General features: G+C 46.0%; 22 protein-coding genes. 14 read left to right on the top strand and 8 right to left on the bottom strand.

What is annotated here, in order from left to right; all coding sequences use genetic code 11:
- Window positions 1–79 precede the first annotated feature (79 nt).
- From sucA to sucD, 4 genes are all read left to right on the top strand, one after another.
- Window positions 80–2,905 (top strand): 2-oxoglutarate dehydrogenase E1 component, encoded by a 2,826-nt coding sequence (sucA, locus tag QTN95_RS14670; RefSeq protein WP_331417968.1) that lies wholly within the window; start codon window positions 80–82, stop codon window positions 2,903–2,905.
- A gap of 28 nt (window positions 2,906–2,933) precedes the next feature.
- A complete protein-coding gene (gene odhB / locus QTN95_RS14665) occupies window positions 2,934–4,139 on the top strand; it encodes a 2-oxoglutarate dehydrogenase complex dihydrolipoyllysine-residue succinyltransferase (RefSeq protein WP_138971791.1) in 1,206 nt (401 codons plus the stop codon).
- A gap of 194 nt (window positions 4,140–4,333) precedes the next feature.
- Window positions 4,334–5,500, top strand: coding sequence for an ADP-forming succinate--CoA ligase subunit beta (gene sucC, locus QTN95_RS14660; RefSeq protein WP_138971792.1), 1,167 nt, complete (start codon window positions 4,334–4,336; stop codon window positions 5,498–5,500).
- Window positions 5,500–6,372 (top strand): succinate--CoA ligase subunit alpha, encoded by an 873-nt coding sequence (sucD, locus tag QTN95_RS14655; RefSeq protein WP_331417967.1) that lies wholly within the window; start codon window positions 5,500–5,502, stop codon window positions 6,370–6,372. Before sucC ends, sucD begins: the two co-directional genes overlap by 1 nt.
- A 114-nt stretch (window positions 6,373–6,486) precedes the next feature.
- Here sucD and QTN95_RS14650 read toward each other — a convergent pair whose 3' ends face one another.
- A complete protein-coding gene (locus QTN95_RS14650) occupies window positions 6,487–6,774 on the bottom strand; it encodes a hypothetical protein (RefSeq protein ID WP_331417966.1) in 288 nt (95 codons plus the stop codon).
- Window positions 6,775–7,561: 787 nt separating this feature from the next.
- Between QTN95_RS14650 and QTN95_RS14645 the strand changes: the two genes are divergently transcribed.
- Window positions 7,562–8,080 carry a GNAT family N-acetyltransferase gene (locus QTN95_RS14645; RefSeq protein ID WP_331417965.1) on the top strand — a complete coding sequence of 173 codons (519 nt, stop codon included), beginning with the start codon at window positions 7,562–7,564 and terminating at the stop codon, window positions 8,078–8,080.
- On the opposite strand, the gene QTN95_RS14640 is transcribed toward QTN95_RS14645, so the two are convergent.
- On the bottom strand, window positions 8,028–8,327 hold the full coding sequence (locus QTN95_RS14640) for a DUF3301 domain-containing protein (protein WP_331417977.1): 300 nt from the start codon (window positions 8,325–8,327) through the stop codon (window positions 8,028–8,030). The genes QTN95_RS14645 and QTN95_RS14640 overlap by 53 nt on opposite strands.
- Window positions 8,328–8,329: 2 nt before the next feature.
- Window positions 8,330–9,367 (bottom strand): DUF3549 family protein, encoded by a 1,038-nt coding sequence (locus tag QTN95_RS14635; protein WP_331417964.1) that lies wholly within the window; start codon window positions 9,365–9,367, stop codon window positions 8,330–8,332.
- Between the two features lie 77 nt (window positions 9,368–9,444).
- Here QTN95_RS14635 and QTN95_RS14630 point away from each other — a divergent pair, with 77 nt between their 5' ends.
- Window positions 9,445–9,759, top strand: a complete 315-nt coding sequence (locus QTN95_RS14630; RefSeq protein ID WP_331417963.1) for a YqcC family protein — start codon at window positions 9,445–9,447, stop codon at window positions 9,757–9,759.
- Entirely contained in the window at window positions 9,750–10,478 is a 729-nt protein-coding gene (gene truC, locus QTN95_RS14625; protein ID WP_331417962.1) for a tRNA pseudouridine(65) synthase TruC, read from the top strand. The genes QTN95_RS14630 and truC overlap by 10 nt, the downstream gene beginning before the upstream one ends.
- A 561-nt stretch (window positions 10,479–11,039) precedes the next feature.
- On the opposite strand, the gene dxs is transcribed toward truC, so the two are convergent.
- The 3 genes from dxs to xseB are packed head-to-tail and all read right to left on the bottom strand — an operon-like array spanning window position 11,040 to window position 14,074.
- Complete coding sequence (gene dxs, locus QTN95_RS14620) at window positions 11,040–12,905, bottom strand: 1-deoxy-D-xylulose-5-phosphate synthase (protein ID WP_138971800.1); 1,866 nt, start codon at window positions 12,903–12,905, stop codon at window positions 11,040–11,042.
- Window positions 12,906–12,925: 20 nt separating this feature from the next.
- The gene (gene ispA, locus QTN95_RS14615; RefSeq protein WP_331417961.1) at window positions 12,926–13,810 is read right to left on the bottom strand and encodes a (2E,6E)-farnesyl diphosphate synthase; all 885 of its coding nucleotides are present in this window, start codon (window positions 13,808–13,810) and stop codon (window positions 12,926–12,928) included.
- A 21-nt stretch (window positions 13,811–13,831) separates the two neighbouring features.
- Window positions 13,832–14,074 carry an exodeoxyribonuclease VII small subunit gene (xseB, locus tag QTN95_RS14610; RefSeq protein ID WP_138971801.1) on the bottom strand — a complete coding sequence of 81 codons (243 nt, stop codon included), beginning with the start codon at window positions 14,072–14,074 and terminating at the stop codon, window positions 13,832–13,834.
- 262 nt (window positions 14,075–14,336) lie between these two features.
- Between xseB and pomA the strand changes: the two genes are divergently transcribed.
- The 7 genes from pomA (at window position 14,337) to rlmM (ending at window position 21,032) form a co-directional block, all read left to right on the top strand.
- Window positions 14,337–15,101 (top strand): flagellar motor protein PomA, encoded by a 765-nt coding sequence (gene pomA, locus QTN95_RS14605; protein ID WP_138971802.1) that lies wholly within the window; start codon window positions 14,337–14,339, stop codon window positions 15,099–15,101.
- Between the two features lie 10 nt (window positions 15,102–15,111).
- Window positions 15,112–16,056 (top strand): flagellar motor protein MotB, encoded by a 945-nt coding sequence (locus tag QTN95_RS14600; protein WP_138971803.1) that lies wholly within the window; start codon window positions 15,112–15,114, stop codon window positions 16,054–16,056.
- A gap of 152 nt (window positions 16,057–16,208) precedes the next feature.
- On the top strand, window positions 16,209–17,657 hold the full coding sequence (gene thiI / locus QTN95_RS14595) for a tRNA uracil 4-sulfurtransferase ThiI (RefSeq protein WP_138971804.1): 1,449 nt from the start codon (window positions 16,209–16,211) through the stop codon (window positions 17,655–17,657).
- 371 nt (window positions 17,658–18,028) lie between these two features.
- Window positions 18,029–18,937, top strand: a complete 909-nt coding sequence (locus QTN95_RS14590) for a transcriptional regulator GcvA (protein ID WP_138971806.1) — start codon at window positions 18,029–18,031, stop codon at window positions 18,935–18,937.
- The gene (locus tag QTN95_RS14585; RefSeq protein ID WP_331417960.1) at window positions 18,930–19,556 is read left to right on the top strand and encodes an alpha/beta fold hydrolase; all 627 of its coding nucleotides are present in this window, start codon (window positions 18,930–18,932) and stop codon (window positions 19,554–19,556) included. The genes QTN95_RS14590 and QTN95_RS14585 overlap by 8 nt, the downstream gene beginning before the upstream one ends.
- Window positions 19,546–19,944: a DUF423 domain-containing protein gene (locus QTN95_RS14580; RefSeq protein ID WP_331417959.1), complete on the top strand. Its 399-nt coding sequence runs from the start codon at window positions 19,546–19,548 to the stop codon at window positions 19,942–19,944. The genes QTN95_RS14585 and QTN95_RS14580 overlap by 11 nt, the downstream gene beginning before the upstream one ends.
- On the top strand, window positions 19,941–21,032 hold the full coding sequence (gene rlmM, locus QTN95_RS14575) for a 23S rRNA (cytidine(2498)-2'-O)-methyltransferase RlmM (RefSeq protein ID WP_331417958.1): 1,092 nt from the start codon (window positions 19,941–19,943) through the stop codon (window positions 21,030–21,032). The genes QTN95_RS14580 and rlmM overlap by 4 nt, the downstream gene beginning before the upstream one ends.
- A 148-nt stretch (window positions 21,033–21,180) precedes the next feature.
- Here rlmM and QTN95_RS14570 read toward each other — a convergent pair whose 3' ends face one another.
- Window positions 21,181–22,011, bottom strand: coding sequence for a DUF2931 family protein (locus QTN95_RS14570; protein WP_331417957.1), 831 nt, complete (start codon window positions 22,009–22,011; stop codon window positions 21,181–21,183).
- Window positions 22,012–22,047: 36 nt separating this feature from the next.
- On the bottom strand, window positions 22,048–22,702 hold a 655-nt coding region (locus tag QTN95_RS14565), incomplete at its 5' end, for a DUF2931 family protein (protein ID WP_331417956.1).

Below are 22,702 nucleotides of genomic sequence, written 5' to 3'. Positions count from 1 at the left end.
TGCCGACCTATCCTAGGTCGGCTCTTAATAGCTCGGCGTAGACCGAAGCAAACGTGAAAACTACTGGTTAAGGGAAAATATGCACAACGGCGTGATGAAGGCGTGGCTCGAGTCTTCACACTTGGCTGGCGCCAATGCAACGTATGTAGAGGACCTCTACGAACTGTATCTAAGTGATCCCGATCTGGTAAGTGAGGAGTGGAAACGTGTTTTTGATGGTTTACCTAAGCCATCAGAAGAGGTGGTCGAACAACCACACTCACGTGTCCGTGACTACTTCCGACGACTCGCTCAAGAAACGAAGCATTACAATGTCCAAGTTAGTGATCCTGATGTCGACGCTAAACAGGTAAAAGTACTTCAATTAATCAATGCTTATCGCTTTCGTGGTCACGAAGCGGCTCAGCTTGACCCTTTAGGTTTATGGCAACGTCCACCAGTGGCGGAGCTAGATCCTTCATTCCATAATCTTACACAAGATGATCTTGAAGAAACTTTCAACGTAGGCTCTTTTGCTATTGGCAAAGATACAATGAAGTTGAGAGACATCCACTCTTCGCTGAACAAAATCTATTGTGGTTCGGTTGGTGCTGAATACATGCACATGACTGACACTGAGCAAAAACGTTGGATCCAGCAGCGTTTGGAATCAGTCGTTGGCCAACCAACGTTCAGCAAGGAAGAAAAACAAGAATTTCTTGAAGAGCTGACAGCAGCGGAAGGCTTGGAGCGTTACTTAGGAGCAAAATTCCCAGGTGCAAAACGTTTCTCGCTTGAAGGTGGTGATGCGCTAATCCCAATGACTAAAGAGTTAATCCGTCATGCCGGTAAGAGCGGTATGCGCGAAGTCGTTATTGGTATGGCTCACCGCGGACGTCTTAACATGCTGGTTAACGTTCTTGGTAAGAAACCACAAGACCTATTTGATGAGTTTGCGGGTAAGCATGGCGATTCGTGGGGGACGGGTGATGTTAAATATCACCAAGGTTTCTCTGCTGACTTCGCAACACCAGGTGGCGATGTCCACTTAGCGCTAGCATTCAACCCGTCTCACCTTGAGATTGTTAACCCAGTAGTTATCGGTTCGGTTCGTGCTCGTCAGGATCGTTTAGGTGATACTGATGGTTCAACTGTGCTTCCTATTACCATTCATGGTGACTCAGCGATCGCAGGTCAGGGTGTTGTAGCTGAAACCTTCAACATGTCGCAAGCTCGCGGTTTCCGTGTTGGCGGTACGGTTCGTATCGTAGTTAATAACCAAGTAGGTTTCACTACGTCAAACCCGAACGATACCCGTTCGACTATGTACTGTACTGACATCGCTAAGATGGTTCAGGCGCCAATTTTCCACGTTAACGCTGATGACCCAGAAGCGGTCGCCTTCGTTACTCGTATCGCTCTTGATTACCGTAATGAATTTAAGCGCGATGTGGTGATCGATCTTGTTTGTTACCGTCGCCACGGTCACAACGAAGCTGATGAGCCAAATGCGACTCAGCCACTGATGTATCAAAAGATCAAGAAGCACCCAACGCCACGTAAGCTTTACGCAGACGTGTTGATTGAGCGCGGTGACTTCGGGATCGATACAGCGACGCAGCTAGTGAATGAATATCGTGACGCTCTAGACCGCGGCGAAGTGGTTGTTAAAGAGTGGCGCCCGATGGCATTGCACTCTGTTGACTGGTCGCCATATCTTGGACATGACTGGGACGTTGAGTGGAAAAACGAGTTTGACAAAGGTCGTCTAGTCGAGCTTGGTCAACGTATTTGTCAGTATCCAGAAAGCCACAAACTACAGAGCCGCGTTAACAAGCTATACAATGACCGTACAGCAATGTTAAGTGGTGAGAAGGCAATTGACTGGGGTATGGCAGAAACACTTGCCTACGCCACTTTGCTTGATGACGGTAAGCGTATTCGTATCTCAGGTCAGGATTCTGGTCGTGGTACTTTCTTCCACCGTCACTCGGTACTGCATAACCAAAATGATGCTAGTACGTTTGTTCCGCTAGCGAACATTCATGATAAGCAAGGTCCGTTCGAGGTCTTCGACTCAGTGCTATCTGAAGAAGCAGTACTTGCGTTTGAGTACGGTTACGCGACGGCTGAGCCTGGCGGCTTAACGATTTGGGAAGCGCAGTTCGGTGATTTTGCTAACGGTGCACAAGTTGTTATCGACCAGTTCATCTCATCTGGTGAGCAGAAGTGGGCACGTCTATGTGGCCTAACAATGCTACTACCGCACGGTTATGAAGGTCAGGGTCCTGAGCACTCGTCTGCTCGTTTAGAACGTTACCTTCAGTTATGTGCTGAACAAAATATGCAAGTTGTTGTTCCTTCAACTCCGGCTCAGGTTTACCACATGATTCGTCGTCAGGTTGTAAGACCGATGCGCCGTCCACTAGTGGTTATGTCTCCAAAATCTTTGCTTCGTCATCCGCTATGTACTTCAACCATTGAAGAGTTAGCAGAAGGCACATTCCAAGCGGCGATTGGTGAGATTGATGACCTAGAAGCTGCGAAGGTGAAACGCGTTGTTTTCTGTTCTGGTAAAGTTTACTTCGATCTGCTCGAGCAGCGTCGTAACAATGAACAGGATGACGTGGCGATTGTTCGTATTGAACAGCTATACCCATTCCCATTGGATGAAGTTAAGGCTGTCATTGAGCAATACACCAATGTAGAAGATTTTGTCTGGTGTCAGGAAGAGCCTCAAAACCAAGGCGCTTGGTACTGTAGCCAACACAACTTCCGTGCTGCCATCCCAGCAGGTGCAGATCTTAAATACGCTGGTCGCCCAGCATCAGCATCACCTGCAGTAGGTTACATGTCAGTACACTTGAAACAACAGAAAGCGTTGGTTGAAGACGCACTTAACGTGAATACAAAAACTTCGGATTAAGAGCTAGAAGTTAAAGGAAGAAACAGATATGACAATTGAAATTCTGGTTCCAGATTTACCTGAATCTGTCGCTGATGCAACAGTGGCAACATGGCACAAACAACCAGGCGACTTAGTTGCGCGTGATGAAGTACTGGTTGATATCGAGACAGACAAAGTAGTACTTGAAGTACCAGCACCTGAAGCGGGTATTCTGGAAGCCATTATTGAAGAAGAAGGCGCAACAGTACTTTCTAAGCAGTTGATTGCTCGTATTAAGCCAGGTGCGGTAGCGGGTGAACCGACTACGGACACGACTGAAGAGTCAGAAGCGTCTCCAGATAAGCGTCATAAAGCGTCTCTAACTGAAGAGAGCAACGATGCACTAAGCCCAGCAGTTCGTCGTCTTCTTGCTGAACACGGCCTCGAAGCTAGCCAAGTCAAAGGCACTGGTGTAGGCGGTCGTATCACTCGTGAAGATATTGAAGCACATCTTGCGAACGCTAAAGCGGCACCAAAAGCAGATGCTCCTGCTGTTGATGCGCCAGCGGCTGCTCGTAGCCAGAAGCGTGTGCCAATGACGCGTTTACGTAAGACGGTAGCTAACCGTCTTCTAGAAGCGAAAAACAGCACAGCAATGCTAACGACGTTCAACGAAGTAAACATGAAACCAATCATGGATCTTCGTAAGCAATACAAAGACCAGTTCGAAGAGCGTCACGGTATTCGTTTAGGCTTTATGTCTTTCTACGTGAAAGCGGTGACAGAAGCACTGAAACGTTACCCTGAAGTCAACGCGTCGATTGATGGCGATGATATCGTTTACCACAACTACTTCGACATCAGCATGGCGGTATCTACGCCACGCGGTCTAGTCACTCCAGTTCTAAAAGATTGTGACACACTAGGCTTCGCTGATATCGAAAAAGGTATCAAAGATCTAGCCATCAAAGGTCGTGATGGAAAACTGACGGTTGAAGACTTGATGGGTGGCAACTTCACTATCACTAACGGTGGTGTATTTGGCTCACTGATGTCTACGCCAATTATCAACCCGCCACAATCAGCGATTCTTGGTATGCACAAGATTCAAGATCGCCCAATGGCAGTTGATGGCAAAGTAGAAATTCTGCCGATGATGTACCTTGCGCTGTCTTACGATCACCGTTTAATCGATGGTCGTGAATCAGTGGGCTTCCTAGTGACGATTAAAGAGTTGCTAGAAGATCCAGCACGTCTGCTATTAGACGTTTAATATCGCCAAAACGTCTAGTCAGTCATTCTGGCTAGGCGTGCGATAGTTTTAAAGGCTAGACTAGCTCAACTGTCTGGCCTTCATTTGAATCGTTAAGCTACTAGAAAATAGATCGCGGTTGATTTGAGAAGACCCTACAGACGAGTGCTAAAACAGCGCCGTTATGGAAATAATAAAATAAACGGAATATCAAAATGAATTTGCATGAATACCAAGCCAAACAGCTGTTTGCAGAATTCGGTTTGCCTGTACCGGAAGGTTACGCGTGTGATACACCACAAGAAGCTTTTGAAGCGGCGGGTCGTATCTCTACTGAGAAGAAAGTAGTCAAATGTCAGGTTCACGCAGGTGGACGTGGTAAAGCGGGTGGCGTAGAGCTACACGATACGAAAGACGGCGTTAAAGAGTTCGCACAAAAGTGGCTAGGTAAAAACCTAGTGACTTACCAAACAGACGCGAATGGCCAGCCTGTAACAAAAATCCTAGTTGAAGAAGCATCAAACATTGCTAACGAACTTTACCTAGGTGCGGTTGTTGACCGTGCAACTCGTAAAGTTGTATTCATGGCTTCAACTGAAGGTGGTGTTGAAATCGAGAAAGTTGCAGAAGAAACGCCAGAGTTGATTCATAAAGCAGCTATCGATCCACTAGTAGGCCCTCAAGCTTACCAAGGCCGTGAGCTAGCGTTCAAGCTAGGTCTTGAAGGCGACCAAATTAAGCAGTTTGTTAAGATCTTCATGGGTCTTGGCAACATGTTCTCTCAGTACGACCTAGCTCTACTAGAGATCAACCCTCTTGTCATTACTAGCGAAGGCAACTTGCTGTGTCTAGACGGTAAGATCAACATTGACTCTAACGCAATGTACCGCCAGCCTAAGCTACGTGAAATGCACGATCCTTCGCAAGAAGATGAGCGCGAAGCGCACGCAGCTCAGTGGGAACTGAACTACGTAGCCCTAGACGGTAACGTTGGCTGTATGGTTAACGGTGCTGGCCTAGCAATGGGTACGATGGATATCGTAAACCTACACGGTGGTAAGCCAGCGAACTTCCTAGATGTAGGTGGTGGTGCGACAAAAGAGCGTGTAGCAGAAGCATTTAAGATCATCCTTTCTGATGACAATGTTAAAGCAGTACTCGTTAACATCTTCGGTGGTATCGTACGTTGTGACATGATCGCTGAAGGTATTATTGGTGCGGTTAAAGAGGTAGGTGTAAACGTACCTGTTGTTGTTCGTCTAGAAGGTACTAACGCAGACTTAGGTCGCGAAGTTCTTGCTAATTCTGATGTTGATATCATTGCAGCTGAGTCTCTAACAGACGCAGCTCAGAAAGTTGTTGCTGCTGCGGAGGGCAAATAATGTCTGTACTAATTAATAAAGACACGAAAGTAATCTGTCAGGGTTTCACTGGTGGTCAAGGTACTTTCCACTCTGAGCAAGCTATCGCATACGGCACACAAATGGTTGGTGGTGTCTCTCCTGGTAAAGGCGGTCAAACACACCTAGGTCTTCCTGTATTCAACACAGTACGTGAAGCAGTAGAAACAACTGGCGCAACAGCAACAGTTATCTACGTACCAGCACCTTTCTGTAAAGATGCCATCCTTGAAGCGATTGATGCGGGCATCGAGCTAATCGTAACTATCACTGAAGGTATCCCTACAACAGATATGATCGACGTGAAAGTGAAGCTAGAAGAAACTGGCGTTCGTATGATCGGTCCTAACTGTCCGGGGCTTATCACTCCTGACGAGTGTAAGATTGGTATCATGCCTGGTCATATCCACAAGAAAGGTAAAGTGGGGATCGTATCTCGTTCAGGTACACTAACTTACGAAGCAGTTAAGCAAACTACTGACGAAGGTTTTGGTCAGTCGACTTGTGTCGGTATTGGTGGTGACCCAATCCCAGGTTCAAACTTCATCGATATTCTGAAGTTGTTCCAAGAAGATCCTGAAACAGAAGCTATCGTAATGATCGGTGAAATCGGTGGTACGGCTGAAGAAGAAGCGGCAGCGTTCATTAAAGAGCACGTCACTAAGCCAGTCGTTTCTTACATCGCTGGTGTTACTGCTCCTCCAGGCAAGCGTATGGGCCATGCTGGTGCGATCATCTCTGGTGGTAAAGGTACAGCAGAAGACAAGTTCGCTGCACTAGAAGCTGCGGGCGTTAAGACGGTTAAGTCTCTTGCTGATATCGGTAAAGGTCTACGCGAAGTAACAGGTTGGTAATTCAACCGTGGATACTAAAAGGCTTGGCAATACGCCAAGCCTTTTTTGTTTGTGTTTAAAAGAGTGGTTCACGGCTTCCATCGCTGTCAAATGAATCAGCCCAGTGATATCCACTTATCTATCGAACTTCTTCTCCAGCGCTATAAGTCTTTCTGTTAAGTTGGCGACTTGCACTTCGAGTTCAGCTATTCGCTCCATTTCAGAACCTGAGCTTTGAGCGGCGACTTCTACCTTGGGTACGTGGTTTGCGCTTTTCCAGCTTTTGATTGTTGTGATCAACGCTGGCATGGGTACAGTCGTGCTCAATCTAGCCTTCACCAGAGCAACCGTTGGCTCTTTCCCTTCTGATTGTAACTGTTCAAGGATACTTCTTAGCTCTTGGCTAACGTCTTGAGTAAGCATAAAACCTCCGTTGTGCTGATAAGGGTAATAATACTGGTCCTATGATTTATTGACTAATGGAAAATTAAGAAAAGTCGTGTGAGATATATCTTACAAGTGTTGTAAGACAATCTGTGTTTTAAACGGGCGGATAGATGGATTATTTATTATAAGCTATTGATACTTAATGCTTTGTTGCTTTTGTGAACAACGAAGCCAAAAATTATTTTTTACAGATGGATTGTACCTAAACGCTAATAGGGTAAATTAGAACCTGTCGGTAGGATGCTGACTCGGAACAGGAAAACCAAGGATTGGAGTCTTCAGGAAGAAGAAGGGTTGACTAGGATAGTTGATCAGGCATGGAGCGAAAGGACATTGTATGGATACGTTCACTAGCTAGGATGGTTGGTGACTAAGGAAAGGCAATGGACACCTCGAGGATGAGGTCAGGACAGTATCAGGATGATACTAAGGACACCGCTCAAGGAACAAGTGAAGTGAGCTGACGGGGATGTTAGCTATCAGGATGATTAGGACACCGCTAGGACGGCGAAGTTAGGACAATACTGAAGGATTCAGTAACTATTATGGAAGATGCATGGAGCAACTTTTGTAGCCGGACTGCTGCGAGTAAGACTATAGCCCCGATACTAACGTATCGGGGCTTTTCTTAGATCTCACCTTTAGAAAAACTCAAACAACAACGTGCCAAAAAACGTTCTAGATCAATAAAGATTGCCATCAGTTGGTTTAACTTCTCGGCTTTGTTTTAAAAGACAATTATTGCTGCTTACAAGGATGTGTCATGACGATAGTGACTCGCCGATCGTTATTGGTCCCTTATAACGACTCTCTACAATCTGAATTTTTGATGCTCAACTGTTGTGCTATTAACCGTGCTCAGATGAATGGAGCACAGACGGTATCTTCTGCTAAAAAACAGTTTGAGAAAGTACTCAATGATCGCACCATATTTGCGATGGCAGTGCTTGATAGTCACACAAGAGAGTACATGGGACACGTGTTTATTTCTGATTTAGACACGCTTCCTGAGCTTGGTTATATCTTTGACAAAGAGTACTGGGGCAGAGGTATTGCCAGTGAAGTGGTGCAGGCTTTCTTTTCCAAAGCAGCAAGAGATTTGAACTTAGAGCGAGTTATCGCTACCGCCAATGTCGATCATGAGGCGTCGATTCGAATTCTCAAGAAACTTGGTTTCGTATTGAATGCCCACAAACAAGATACGTTTGGTCCCTATGATGAGTTTGTCTTTACATCCGATGTGGCGGCAACTCCACCTTGGCTAGTTGGAAACCTTGCATAAAGATGTGGCCTTGATAGCAGTCATCACCAAGCGATGAAAACTCGAACTGATAAACCGAATGCCAACGCCAGACACCGTCTGGCGTTTTCAGTTTGTGACCTTTAAGCGCCACGCTCAGCAACTGCAAATCGAGCTCTTTACATTTTCGAGAGGCGATACTTTTCGCTAACTCTGCCTGCCGTCTTTGTTGCCAAAAAATTAGGCATACAATGGCAAGTGCGAGGATGGCGAACAGGTCATAAACCATCATTACGCCTTAGCGGCTTGCTGTAGGTTAATCAGTGCTTTTGCCAACTCTTCTGATGGGCTGGAGTGAAGCAAAGGAAGCAGTACCATACGCAGCTCAGGGAGCATCACCAAATCGGCGAATAGCTGGTTAAACAGTGTCTGGTTTCCCGTCTGTGCGAGGCGCAGTAGGAATTGTTCGGCAATATCGGCCTCTCTTAACCAGTGCCAGCATCGTCCCGCGATACCAATCAGTACCTCTTGATGACTCAAACGCGCACTTGAAAGAATCTTACCAATGATAGGTTGAGCGATGGCTTCCTCTGCTCCGGACAAGGCTCTCGTGAGCGCGGAGAGTAGGAAGAGATCTGGATCGTGACTGTCAATCTGTGTTTGAGCCATTTCGGCAAGGTTTTGTGCGAGTTTTGTTGGTAACTCGGTATGTTCAAGCGCACCTAGCAAGGCATAGAGAGGTTCGGAAGGCAGATGTTTTAGTGCCTTACGGGCATTGACGCCATTTTGTTCCTGCCCAAGTCGCGCACAGATATCAGTCACCCCTTGTAAACCAACTGTGTGCCATTTATCCCATTCCAACCCGCCTGCAAAGTATAATTGCGCATGTTCGTAGTACTGGCTGCAAGGTAAATTCAACGCCGCGCGGACTTGGCTATGAAAGACCGCCATTTTGTCGTCCGCCGGCTTAAAGGTATAGGGATTGTTTGCCAGTTTGTCTTGTTGCTCTTCACTTAGCTCTTGGCTAAGACGCGTGCCCATTGCTTCAATGACATATTTGATGAAATTACCAATATCTGCTTGTTTAAGTAAGCCACGCTCATCTAATTCAAATTTTAGAAACCAAATCCAAGGCTGCTGCTCTTGATTCCAGTAGGCGATAGCGATGTGTGCCTTACGCTGCATTGGATAGGGATAGGCAAGCTGGCCTTTTTCAGCGTCAGCAAAGACCTTTGCGTCGATCTGTTTAATACGACGTCCAAGATCAAAGACCTGATATTGGCAATCACTGTCGGTAAGGAGTTGAGTGAGAGTATGAATGGTTTCCATTGAAGCAATTGTCCTAACTTTATTTACTCTATAAATGGTATTCTATTGCCAATTTTCAAGGTTCCAAACAAAGATTAATGACAAAAGTGAAACAATTGACCGAGCTTATCGACGAGTTAGAGTTGTTGATGCAACAACTTGGTCAGTGGCAAGCGACACCCCCAAGCAAACGGGCACTGAGTAGTCAGCAGCCGTTTGCCATTGACACCTTAACGCCAAGCGAGTGGTTGCAGTGGATCTTCATTGCCCGTATCCGTTTGCTGATAGAACAAAATCAGCCACTACCGAGCGGATTTTCAATTGCGCCTTACTTTGAGGAGTGCTGGAAAGAACAGCCGCAATTAACACCTTTAGTTACAATTATTCAAAAGTTAGATGAGGAATGCCGCTAGTGCTGGAGATCGTATATCAAGACGAGTATTTCGTTGCCGTCAACAAACCTGCGGGTATGTTAGTTCATCGCAGCTGGCTGGATAAGCACGAAACTCAATTTGTCATGCAAACATTGCGTGACCAAATTGGTCAGCATGTCTTTCCGCTTCATCGCTTGGATAGACCAACTTCCGGTGTTCTTATTTTTGCATTATCAAGTGAGGTTGCGTCTCAAGTGATGCCGATGTTTGCGAATCACGAGATGGAAAAAACCTATCATGCGATTGTTCGCGGTTGGATCATGGAATCCGGTCGTCTCGACTATGCACTTAAGGTTGAGTTGGACAAAATTGCAGATAAGCATGCTAGCCAAGATAAAGAAGCACAAGAAGCGATCACTGACTATCAACCACTGGCTCAAGTCGAAATCCCCCATTCTACGGGGAGCTTTCCGACCACTCGTTACTGCTTAATGGAGATGAAGCCACTGACTGGACGAAAACACCAGCTCAGACGCCATATGGCTCATCTACGCCATCCAATCGTTGGTGATACGACACATGGTGACGGTAAACACAACAAGTTGTTTAGAGAAGTGTACGACTCGCATAGACTCTTGCTTCACGCTTCTTCCCTTAAGTTTGTTCATCCATTTACTCAGCGAGAAATTACCATTGAAGCGGGGTTAGATGAAACGTGGCAAAAACTGTGTGCTGAGTTTGGCTGGTCAGCGCCTTAAACTGATCTCATTGAGATTGACCATTCTCGATAAAAAAGCCCGTCATCATGTAATGACGAGCTGATTCTAGCCTAATGGACTAGTAAAGGTGGCACGCGCCAGTATTGAGCAACGTGTGTGGTTTCTTTATGGTTTGCTATGACGTGTGACAGGCGTGGCAGCAATAATAACAGCCGTTTATTTTAAGCTCAGGGAATGTGTTTTTTGCATGCTCTAAGGCGCTTTGACTTGAGGAATGAAGCCCTAGTTTGATGAGATTCTCCACCCTTGGCATATATGTACAACCCGTTGTGGCATTATGAATTTCGTGTTCACCAGCGTATTGCGACTGTTTGGTGAGAATGTATTTGTGATTCATGGTTTTGCCTCGTTATAGTTTTGATTCACATATCAAAAAAAGTGTGCCTACAAGTAGGCAACGCAGCAAATTACAGTCATTGTTCTGGAATATTATTCCCAAATGTTAATGCTTACTTTGGTAATTGCGATCTAAGATCGTAGGAGAGCGGAGACAAAAATGCCCTCATTGAGAGGGCATTGGATAGGTTGCAAGCTGTTTAACTAGCTTGCTAAATATTGACGAATAGCAACTTCGATACCTTTGCCATCAAGGCCAAGCTCTTGATACAGCTCTTCTTGAGTACCCTGATGAATGAACTTATCCGGGAGGCCAAGGTTGAGTACTGGCTTGATAAGTTTCTCTCTCATCATAAATTCGACTACGCCAGAACCTGCACCGCCAGCGATGGCGTTTTCTTCGATGGTGACGATGACGTCGTGTTCAGCGGCAAGCTGTTTAATCAACTCTTCATCGAGTGGTTTGACAAAGCGCATATCCGCTACCGTGGCATTGAGTGCTTGTGCGGCCTCAAGTGCATTACCTAAGAAGGTGCCGAAGTTGAGGATAGCGATTTTCTCACCTTGACGAACTAGGCGGCCTTTACCGATTTCTAATGCCGTAAACTGTTTCTCTATGTCAACGCCCATGCCTGTACCACGAGGGTAGCGGACAGCCGATGGGCCAGTATGTTGATGACCAGTGTAGAGCATTTGACGGCATTCGTTCTCATCGCTCGGCGCCATGATGACCATATTCGGGATACAGCGCATAAAGCTCAGGTCAAAGGCTCCTTGGTGAGTTTGACCGTCCGCACCAACCAGCCCTGCACGGTCTATAGCAAACATGACCGGTAAATCCATGATGGCAACATCGTGAATGAGCTGATCGTAGCCACGCTGCAAGAAGGTAGAATAAATCGCCACAATAGGGTGATCGCCAGCAATGGCCATACCTGTAGCCAAGGTCACTGCATGTTGCTCAGCAATCGCAACATCGAAGTATTGGTCAGGATACTCTTTAGAGAAGCGAACCATCCCAGAACCTTCACGCATAGCGGGAGTGATCGCCATAAGCTTAGGATCTTGAGCCGCCATATCACACAGGAAGTCACCGAAAATTTTCGAGTAACTTGGCAGTCCACCGCTGCTTTTTGGCAGAGAGTTGTGGCTCGGGTCGAACTTAGGCACGCCGTGGTAGCCAATCGGGTCTTTTTCTGCTGGCTCGTAGCCTTTGCCTTTTTTGGTCATGATATGTAAAAACTGCGGACCTTTTAGTTCACGCATGTTCTTTAGAGTTTTGACCAACTCATTTACGTCATGGCCATCGACAGGGCCGATGTAGTTAAAACCTAACTCTTCAAATAGAGTGCCTGGTACCACCATGCCTTTAAGATGTTCTTCAGTACGACGAACCAACTCTTTAATCGGGGGGACACCTGACAGTACTTTTTTACCGCCTTCACGGATCGAGGTGTACAAGCTTCCTGATAGTACTTGAGCTAAATGATTGTTCAGAGCACCAACGTTCTCAGAAATCGACATTTCATTGTCGTTTAAGATAACCAGCATATCAGGGTGGACATCACCCGCATGGTTCATGGCTTCAAATGCCATCCCTGCGGTGATAGCACCATCGCCGATCACACTAACGACTTTGCGGTTTTTGCCTTCTTTACCCGCGCTGATAGCCATACCAAGGCCAGCACTGATCGATGTCGAAGAGTGGCCGACTGATAGTGTGTCGTACTCGCTCTCTTCACGCCATGGGAAGGGGTGTAAACCATCTTTTTGGCGAATCGTTGGCATTTGGTCGCGACGACCCGTTAGGATTTTATGCGGGTACGCTTGGTGACCAACATCCCACACCAATTGATCAAAAGGTGTGTTGTAGACGTAGTGAAGCGCCACAGTCAGTTCAACTGTGCCTAGACCAGAAGCGAGGTGGCCGCTGGATTGACTTACTGAATTAAGTAAGTAAGTGCGTAATTCATCACACAGCTTTGGCAGCACTTCCTTAGGAAGGCTGCGCAGCTCATCAGGAGTATCTGCTAGAGCCAGTGTTGGATATTTCGAAATATCAAGAGTCATATAAATGCGCGCTTATAGTGTTAGTTCTTGCGCTCGATGACGTATCGGGCGAACTCTTCGAGTAACTCTGTATTGTATGGGATTGCGTCCAAAGCTTGAAGAGCTTCATTTAACAGAGTGTGAGCTTTGTTTATAGCTCCGTCCAATCCTAGCAAAGCGGGATAGGTACTTTTGTTTAATTGTTGGTCAGAACCTTGTGGTTTACCCAAGGTTTCAGTATCACTAATGATATCTAGAATGTCATCTTGGACTTGGAAAGCGAGACCAATAGCATCGGCATATTGATCTAGAAGCGGCAGGACTTGCGCTCCTTTTTCACCGGCGGCTAACGCGCCTAAACGAATGGCTGATTTCATTAACGCCCCCGTTTTGTTGCGGTGAATCTCTTCCAACTCTTCGAGCGTTACGCTGCGGTTTTCTGCGGCTAAGTCTAGGGCTTGGCCCATACACATACCATTGGCACCGGAAGCATCGGCAAGCACCTTAACCATCTGAATACGTTGCCTTTCTGCATGTGGAGCCAAAGGGCCTTCTGCGAGAATGGTAAACGCAAGGGTTTGCAGTGCATCACCCGTCAAGATAGCGGTCGCTTCGTCAAACTTGATGTGGCAGGTTGGTTGACCACGACGCAGTTCATCGTCATCCATAGCCGGTAAGTCATCATGAATTAACGAGTAAGCATGGATGCACTCAACAGCGGAAGCCGGAGTGTCTAAGTCGTCAAGTTCGCATCCGAGCATCTGGCCAGTAATATAGACCAGAAACGGACGGGCGCGTTTGCCACCAAGCAATAAGCCATAACGCATCGCCTCGATAAGAGGTAGGTTTTGATGGGGCAATGACTTGAGCCAGTTTTCTAACTGGGCATTGTTTCGTTGTTGTAGTGAGGATAGTGCCTCTTGCATAACAGACATCTTCTCGTGCAATTACTCTGGTAGAGCATCGAAATCACTCAGTGGCGATTCGTCATCGTTTTGTAACAAGATACTGACACGTTGTTCAGCATCACTGAGTTTGGCTTGGCCTGCGCGAGCAAGCGTAATACCACGCTCAAAGTTCTTGAGTGCATCGTCTAATGCTAAATCACCATTTTCGAGGTTTTCTACAATCGCATCGAGCTCTTCAATCGTCGCTTCGAAGGTCATGTTTTCCGGTTTTTTGCTCGCCATAACTTTTCTACACAGGTAAAGATGCTCGAAAGTTACCTTAGCCATTAATGATGGTCAAATTTAACCGAGTAAATTTGTCAGAAAAATGGAGTTGAAGCGTTCATTTTATGTAGCCAAGTAAATAATAGGGTTAAAGGCCTAGTACTCAGAATGGGGTAAGCATCTATATTTATGTGAATGCGGTATCAATAAAATACTAAAGATCTGAAGATGTTGCCGATATAATTTGTTAGAAGCTCAAAGATAGCATGAGGAGTGCTCTGTGGATTTAGCAACGCTGATAGGACTGATTGGCGGTTTGGCTTTCGTTGTCATGGCGATGATACTCGGCGGAAGCATTATGATGTTCGTCGATGTCACATCAATACTTATCGTGGTGGGTGGTTCTACCTTCGTGGTGTTGATGAAGTTCACTATGGGGCAGTTTTTTGGTGCCGCCAAGATCGCCGGCAAAGCCTTTATGTTCAAAGCTGATGAGCCTGAAGATTTGATCGCTAAAGTGGTTGAAATGGCTGACGCAGCTCGTAAAGGTGGATTTCTCGCCCTTGAGGAGATGGAGATCAGTAACAGCTTTATGCAAAAAGGCATCGACTTACTCGTCGATGGTCACGATGCTGATGTTGTTCGTGCCGCGCTGCAAAAAGACATCGCGCTGACGGATGAGCGACATGATTTTGGTTCGAGTGTTTTCAGAGCATTCGGTGACGTTGCGCCTGCGATGGGGATGATCGGTACACTGGTTGGTCTGGTTGCGATGCTGTCTAACATGGATGATCCAAAAGCGATCGGTCCTGCGATGGCGGTAGCACTCCTAACCACTCTGTACGGTGCGATCTTATCAAACATGTTGTTTTTCCCGATTGCGGACAAGCTTTCACTGCGCCGTGAGCAAGAAAAATTGAATCGTCGTCTGATTATGGATGGCGTCTTAGCAATCCAAGATGGCCAAAACCCTCGAGTGATAGATAGTTATCTGAAAAACTACCTCAATGAAGGTAAACGTGCTCTTGACGTAGATAACGAGTAAGGACGCAGTTATGGATGATGATAACGACTGCAAATGTCCGCCGCCCGGCCTCCCGCTTTGGATGGGAACATTTGCAGACTTGATGTCACTATTGATGTGTTTCTTCGTACTGCTTCTTTCGTTTTCGGAGATGGACGTACTGAAGTTCAAACAGATCGCAGGTTCGATGAAGTTTGCATTTGGTGTTCAAAACCGTCTTGAAGTGAAAGATATCCCTAAAGGTACCAGTATCATTGCGCAAGAGTTTAGGCCAGGTCGCCCTGAGCCAACACCGATTGACGTGATTATGCAACAGACCATCGATATTACTCAGCAGACGCTTGAATTTCACGAAGGTGAATCAGATAGAGCTGGTGGTACTCAAAGGGATCAAGGCTCCTTAACTGGTGGACAATCACCAGATACTTCAACGCAGAACAATCAAAATTCTGAGTCGGATAATGAGCAGCAACAGTCTGCTGAGATGTCTCAAGAGCTTGAAACTGTAATGGAAAGTATCAAGAAAGCTCTAGAACGCGAGATAGAGCAAGGCGCGATTGAAGTTGAAAATCTCGGTCAGCAAATAGATATACGCATTAGAGAAAAAGGCGCGTTCCCAGAAGGCTCAGCATTCTTACAACCTAAGTTCCGACCTTTGGTGCGTCAGATAGCCGATTTGGTCAAAGACATTCCGGGGGTTGTGAGAGTATCAGGACATACAGACAATCAACGTATTGATTCTGAACTCTACCGATCTAACTGGGATCTGTCGGCGCAGCGTGCTGTCTCTGTTGCTCAAGAAATGGAGAAGGTACGTGGGTTTAATCACCAACGTCTCCAAGTGAGAGGTATGGCAGATACAGAGCCGTTGGGGCCAAATGATACTGAAGCTCAACGTTCAAGAAATCGACGAGTAGAAATCAGTATTATGCAAGGTGAACCACTTCTGAGTGACGAAGTTCCTGCTTTACAATAGCAAGCTAAAAAGACGAGCAAAAAGCTCGTCTTTTTTATGGCCATTGCTTCATGTATAATCTTGCGCCCTTAGAGGCAGTACATGGTGAAAGACCGCTGCTACGCTCTAATAGAGCATTAAACTAGCGAAACAGTTAACTTGTGAAGTGAATTATGAAATTTATCGTAAAGCCCCATCCAGAAATTTTTGTAAAAAGTGAGTCTGTGCGTAAGCGCTTCACAAAGATTCTTGAATGCAATATCCGTAACATCGTCAAGAGTCGTACAGAGTCTGTTGCTGTCTTTAACCGCCGTGACCATATTGAAGTGACTTCTGAGTCATCTGAATACTACAAAGAGACTCTTGAAGTATTGACGCAAACTCCAGGTATCCACCATGTACTGGAAGTTCAGCAGTCAGAGTTCAAAGATCTGCATGACATCTACGAACAGGTGTTAGAGCTAAATCGTCCACTTATTGAAGGGAAAACCTTTGTGGTACGTGCTAAGCGCCGTGGTAAACACGACTTTACTTCAATTGAATTAGAGCGTTACGTCGGTGGTGGTCTGAACCAAGCGGTAGAAAGTGCGAGTGTTCGTTTACGCAACCCAGATGTGACCGTGAAACTTGAAGTCGCAAATGAAAAGCTAAATCAAGTAATCGCTCGTCACAAAGGTCTTGGTGGTTTCCCTCTGGGAACACAAGAAGATGTTCTTAGCTTGATCTCTGGTGGCTTTGATTCGGGCGTCTCTAGCTACCTGCACATCAAACGTGGTTCTAAAGTACATTACTGTTTCTTTAACCTAGGTGGTCCAGCACACGAAATTGGCGTTAAGCAAGTCGCTTACTACCTATGGAACAAATACGGTTCTTCGGCAAAAGTACGTTTTATTTCCGTAAACTTTGAGCCTGTTGTAGGCGAGATTTTAGAGAAAGTGGATGACGGTCAAATGGGCGTTATTCTTAAGCGTATGTTTATGCGTGCTGCGGGTATGGTGGCAGAGAAATTTAAGATTGAAGCTTTGGTGACTGGTGAGGCACTCGGTCAGGTTTCAAGCCAAACTCTGACCAACCTACGTCATATCGATAATGTGACTGATACGCTAATCCTACGTCCACTGATCAACTGGGATAAAGAAGACATCATTAACCTAGCTCGTGATATCGGCACTGAAGACTTCGCGAAAACAATGCCAGAGTACTGTGGTGTGATTTCTAAGAAGCCAACGGTTAAAGCGATTAAAGCGAAACTGGACGCTGAAGAAGAGAAATTCGATTTCGATATCCTTGAGCAAGTTGTCCGTGACGCGCGAGTGATGGATATTCGTGATATTGCTAAAGAGACAGAAAAAGCGGCTCCTGAAGTTGAGCAAGTTCAAGCAATTGAACAGCATGCGATTGTACTTGATATTCGTAGCCCTGAAGAGGAAGACGATAACCCGTTAGAAATTGACGGTGTAGAGGTTAAGCACATTCCATTCTTCAAACTAGGCACTCAGTTTGGTGATCTAGACCAGTCGAAGACTTACCTGCTGTACTGTGACCGAGGCGTAATGAGCCGCCTACAGGCTCTTTACCTACAAGAGCAGGGCTTCCATAACGTGAAGGTTTACCGCCCTTAATCTCGGTAAATTCAAGGTTATTAAAAAGTGCAAATCGGTCATTCGATTTGCGCTTTTTTTATACCTATAAATTTCGCGCATAAAAAAACACCGCCATAGAGGCGGTGCTAAAAAATTTGACAGACAGGTCAAAATAAATACAGGAAGTATATGTTTCGTTGTTTTCAACGAAACTGGTAGAAACCTACCTAACTCGAAATACGAGTTTGCAAACACAACATCGCGACAAGAAGTCAATTGATTCAAAAGGGAACCAAGCCGTTCTGACTCCTCATTGCGGGGTGAAATATAGAATTTCTCTGGTCGTCAGGCAATGGACATTTTATAATGTTTCAGATTAAAAAAACTAATCCACTTTTTAGAAGGCTGCTATGTCTAGAAGATTACCTCCCTTAAACTCATTGAAAGTGTTTGAGGCTGCTGCTCGTCACTTGAGCTTTACTCGTGCGGCAGAGGAGTTGTTTGTGACTCAGGCTGCGGTTAGTCACCAAATTAAAGCGCTAGAAGAATTCCTCGGCTTAAAGCTGTTTCGACGTCGAAATCGCTCGTTACTACTAACAGAAGAAGGGCAAAGCTACTTTCTCGATATAAAGGATATTTTTACATCTTTAGCAGAAGCTACTGACAAAGTGCTAGAGCGTAGTGAGAAGGGGGCGTTAACAATCAGTTTGCCACCTAGTTTTGCTATCCAGTGGTTAGTGCCTAGACTGGCCGATTTCAACCAGCAAGAACCGGATATCGATGTGCGTATCAAGGCAGTGGATATGGATGAGGGTTCACTGACTGATGATGTTGATGTTGCTATCTATTATGGTCGAGGTAACTGGCCTGGCTTACGTGCCGATAAACTCTACCAAGAATTCTTGATCCCACTTTGTTCACCATCGTTACTTTTAGGTAACAAACCATTAGAAACTCTAAGTGATCTAAAGCAGCATACCTTGCTGCACGACACATCTCGTAAAGATTGGAAACAGTTTGCGAAACAAAATGGTATTGAAGGGGTAAATGTCAATCACGGACCGATATTCAGTCACTCAACCATGGTGTTACAAGCCGCTGCTCATGGCCAAGGTGTCGCTCTCGGAAACAATGTTCTGGCACAACCCGAGCTGGAAGCGGGTCGTTTAATTGCGCCATTCGATGAAGTATTGCTATCTAAAAATGCGTTTTATGTGGTTTGCCACGAGAAACAAGCCGATATGGGGCGAATTGCGACTTTCCGTGATTGGATGTTAGCGAAAGCACAGAGTGAGCAAGAGGAGTTGCTGGATGACTGATTATTTACGTGATGGCAAGTCATCCGATCCTCTGTTTATTTTCGCCCATGGTGCGGGTGCAGGGATGGATCATGAGTTTATGAACTCGGTTGCTAAAGGACTCGCAGACAAAGGTATTCAGGTTATACGGTTTAACTTTCCATACATGGTCAAGCGAGCGGAAGATGGTAAGAAGCGTCCGCCAGATAGAGCGCCTAAGCTGCTTGAGGCCTTTCAAAAAGTGATTGGTGAGCTTGCTGGGGATACTCCCGTTGTGATTGGCGGCAAATCGATGGGGGGGCGCATGGCAAGTTTACTCGCAGATGCCCCTTTGGTGGCTGGCGTCGCGTGTTTAGGTTTTCCATTTCATCCTCCTGGTAAGCCGGAAAACTACAAAGGCGAACACTTAGCAACGCTGTCTAAGCCATGCCTTGTTTTGCAAGGAGAACGAGATACGTTTGGTAAACGCGAGGAGTTGAAAGACTTTTGTCTATCACAAAGCGTTCAGACCGTGTTTATCCCAGATGGCGATCATAGCTTTAAGCCGCGAGTACGTTCAGGCCACAGCGAGCAAAGCAATATTGCTTTGGCAGTGGACAATCTCGCTGCTTTTATACTTGAGGTGTACGGTGAAAAGTAAATACCTATTGGCATTTGGTGGCTCATTGATGGGGGTAGGGGTTGGATTAGGCGCTTTTGCGGCCCATAGCCTCAAGTCGCTGCTATCACCTTATCTTATCGGTGTGTTCAACACTGGCGTTCAGTATCAGTTTATTCACGCGTTGGCGATTGTGGTTTGTGGTCTATTACTGCAGTTTAAATTGCAGCCAAAGTCACAAAAATATTTCGCCCTTGCAGCGATTTGCTTTATCATCGGCATCTTTTGTTTTAGCGGCAGCCTCTACGCACTTGCGTTAACCGGTATCAAATGGTTTGGTCCAATTACGCCATTGGGTGGTTTAACCTTTATGCTTGGGTGGGGACTGTTTGTCTATGCAGCACTACAGACTAAAGAGGTGAATCAGTGAAACAGTTAATGCTCTACTGCCGTAGTGGCTTTGAAAAAGAGTGTGCCGGAGAAATCCAAGATAAAGCCACTCAGTTAGAAGTGTTTGGTTTCCCACGCCTCAAGAAAAATACAGGTTATGTGCTGTTTGAATGCTACCAAGATGGTGATGCAGAAAAACTGGTTAAAGAGCTGGATTTTAAAGCGCTGATTTTTGCTCGTCAGATGTTTGCGGTAGCCACTGAAATTGAAGATCTCCCACGAGAAGACCGTATTTCTCCAATGCTCGAAGCGTTGAACGATGTTGATAGTATGCCTCGTTGTGGTGATATCCGCATTGAAACACCGGATACCAATGAAGCCAAAGAATTGCTTAAGTTCTGTCGTAAATTCACTGTCCCAATGCGTCAGGCGTTACGTGGTAAAGGTATTCTTTTTGCAAAAGATAGCCCTAAAAAGCCTGTGTTGCATATCTGTTTTGTTGCCTCTGGGCACTGTTATGTTGGTTACTCTCTACCAGAGAATAACTCTCATTTCTTTATGGGGATCCCGCGTTTAAAATTCCCAGCAGATGCACCGAGTCGTTCTACGCTTAAGCTAGAGGAGGCCTTCCATGTTTTTATTCCTCGTGAAGAATGGGATGAGCGTTTAGCCGCTGGTATGTGGGGTGTTGATTTAGGTGCTTGTCTAGGTGGCTGGACGTATCAGCTCGTTAAACGTTCAATGTTTGTTCACTCGGTTGATAACGGCATGATGGCAGATAGCTTGATGGAGACGGGTCAGGTTAAGCATCACCAAGAAGATGGTTTCAAGTTCGAGCCAGCTCGTAAGAACGTTACTTGGTTAGTCTGTGACATGATTGAAAAGCCATCACGTGTAGCACAATTGATGGGTGAGTGGATCATCAGTGGTTGGGCTAAAGAGGCCATCTTTAACCTCAAACTACCGATGAAAGGCCGCTACGACGAAGTACTACAAGATATTGAAAACTTGAAAGTATTTATGATTGAAAACGGTGTTAAGTTCCGTCTGCAAGCTAAGCATCTGTATCATGACCGTGAAGAGATCACGGTTCATGTGCAATGTTTATCCAACATTTCGCCGCGCTAAAAGAGCCGCAAGTTTTTATTAACTGACAGTGACATGAAAGGGTTGACTTATAGAGTCAACCCTTTAGTTTTTTCGCCACTCGCCACTCGCCACTCGCCACTCGCCACTCGCCACTCGCCACTCGCCACTCGCAACTCGCCACTCACTTTCACTCTGGTGTACTTGGAACAACATCTGCTAGATTCTGTACTTTATAGCTCGGGTTATACCAGACTTGATTGACTTTATCCCACGGGATCGGGTCATCAAGTGATGGTCTTGGGTACATCTTGGGTGGTTGTGGTCTCTTTTTGGGTTTCGTGTCAAACAGAAGGTGTCCAAATTGCTCGATCTGTTCTGCTGTCAGTGGCTCTGGTTCTTTTTTTGGTGCCGGTGGAGGGACTGGTACCGCTTTTGTTGCCGAGTATTCACCTACATAGGTGAGTACCCCGCATCCATCAAGCCATAGTTTTGTTCGTCCATCGGGGAGAAAGCCAAACATAAAATCATTTTGGTAGCATGTAGGTCCCTCGGGCTCTTCTGGATATTCGGGATAAGGCTTCACTATAGCCGCTTTAATTTGCGCGGTGACCTTAACGACGGTGGCGTAGCGAAAACCATGGCTCCCCCAATAGAGATAGAGTTCATCGGGTAAGGACTTTATGCCTGAGCCAAGTTGATCAGGGATAAAGTTGACCGGTACACCCAAAGGTATTGCATAGCCATCGTAGTCTGGATAGGTATACTCTCGATATTTTTCCATCTTGTATCGAGATTGCAGCAATCCGCCATACGGCAGCATCATACTGGTCCAGTCCTCTTGGTAGTTAACCCCATACGCTTCTGTTATGCCAGCAGGGTAATTATAAGAGATCGCGGCGCCAATTCGCCAAGGCCTAAACCTAGGGTCATCAGGGTAGTTTGGCTTAGTACGTCCGACTAAGCCAGTGATTAGAGCGAGTATGGCAATCGTTGTGATCGCGAGATAGCGTTTATTCACCGTCGTACTCCTCGCGTGCATAGCCGTGGTTGATGGCTACTCTGGTGTACTTGGAACAACATCTGCTAGATTCTGTACTTTATAGCCCGGGTTATACCAGACTTGATTGACTTTATCCCACGGGATTGGGTCATCAAGTGATGGCCTAGGATGGATTTTTGGTGGCTCTTGTTTAGGTTTATCCGCCATCAACTCGGTAATGCCAAGTCTCTCGTAACGTTCTGCGATTTCCTTGAGTTGCTCTGGCGTCAGTGGCTCTGGTTTTTTTTCTGGGGCAGGGGGAGGGATTGGCACCGCTTTTGTTGCCGAATATTCACCTACATAGGTGAGTACCCCGCATCCATCAAGCCATAGTTTTGTTCGTCCATCGGGGAGAAAGCCAAACATAAATACGGTTTGATAGCAGTTTTGATTCTCTAATCTAATATGTGGGTAGGGTTTTGTCATGGCTGCTTTAATTTGCGCGGTGACCTTAACGACGGTGGCGTAGCGAAAACCGTGGCTCCCCCAATAGAGATAGAGTTCATCGGGTAAGGATTTTATGCCTGAGCCAAGTTGACCACGGGTGAAGTTGACCGGTACACCCAAAGGTATTGCATAGCCATCGTAGTCTGGATAGGTATACTCTCGATATTTTTCCATCTTGTATCGAGATTGCAGCAATCCGCCATACGGCAGCATCATACTGGTC

The organism is Vibrio sp. M260112, assembly GCF_036533775.1.
In the GTDB taxonomy this organism is placed as follows: Bacteria; Pseudomonadota; Gammaproteobacteria; order Enterobacterales; family Vibrionaceae; genus Vibrio.
Note: the sequence above shows the minus strand (reverse complement) of the source record. Positions and strands in the feature narration are given on the sequence as shown.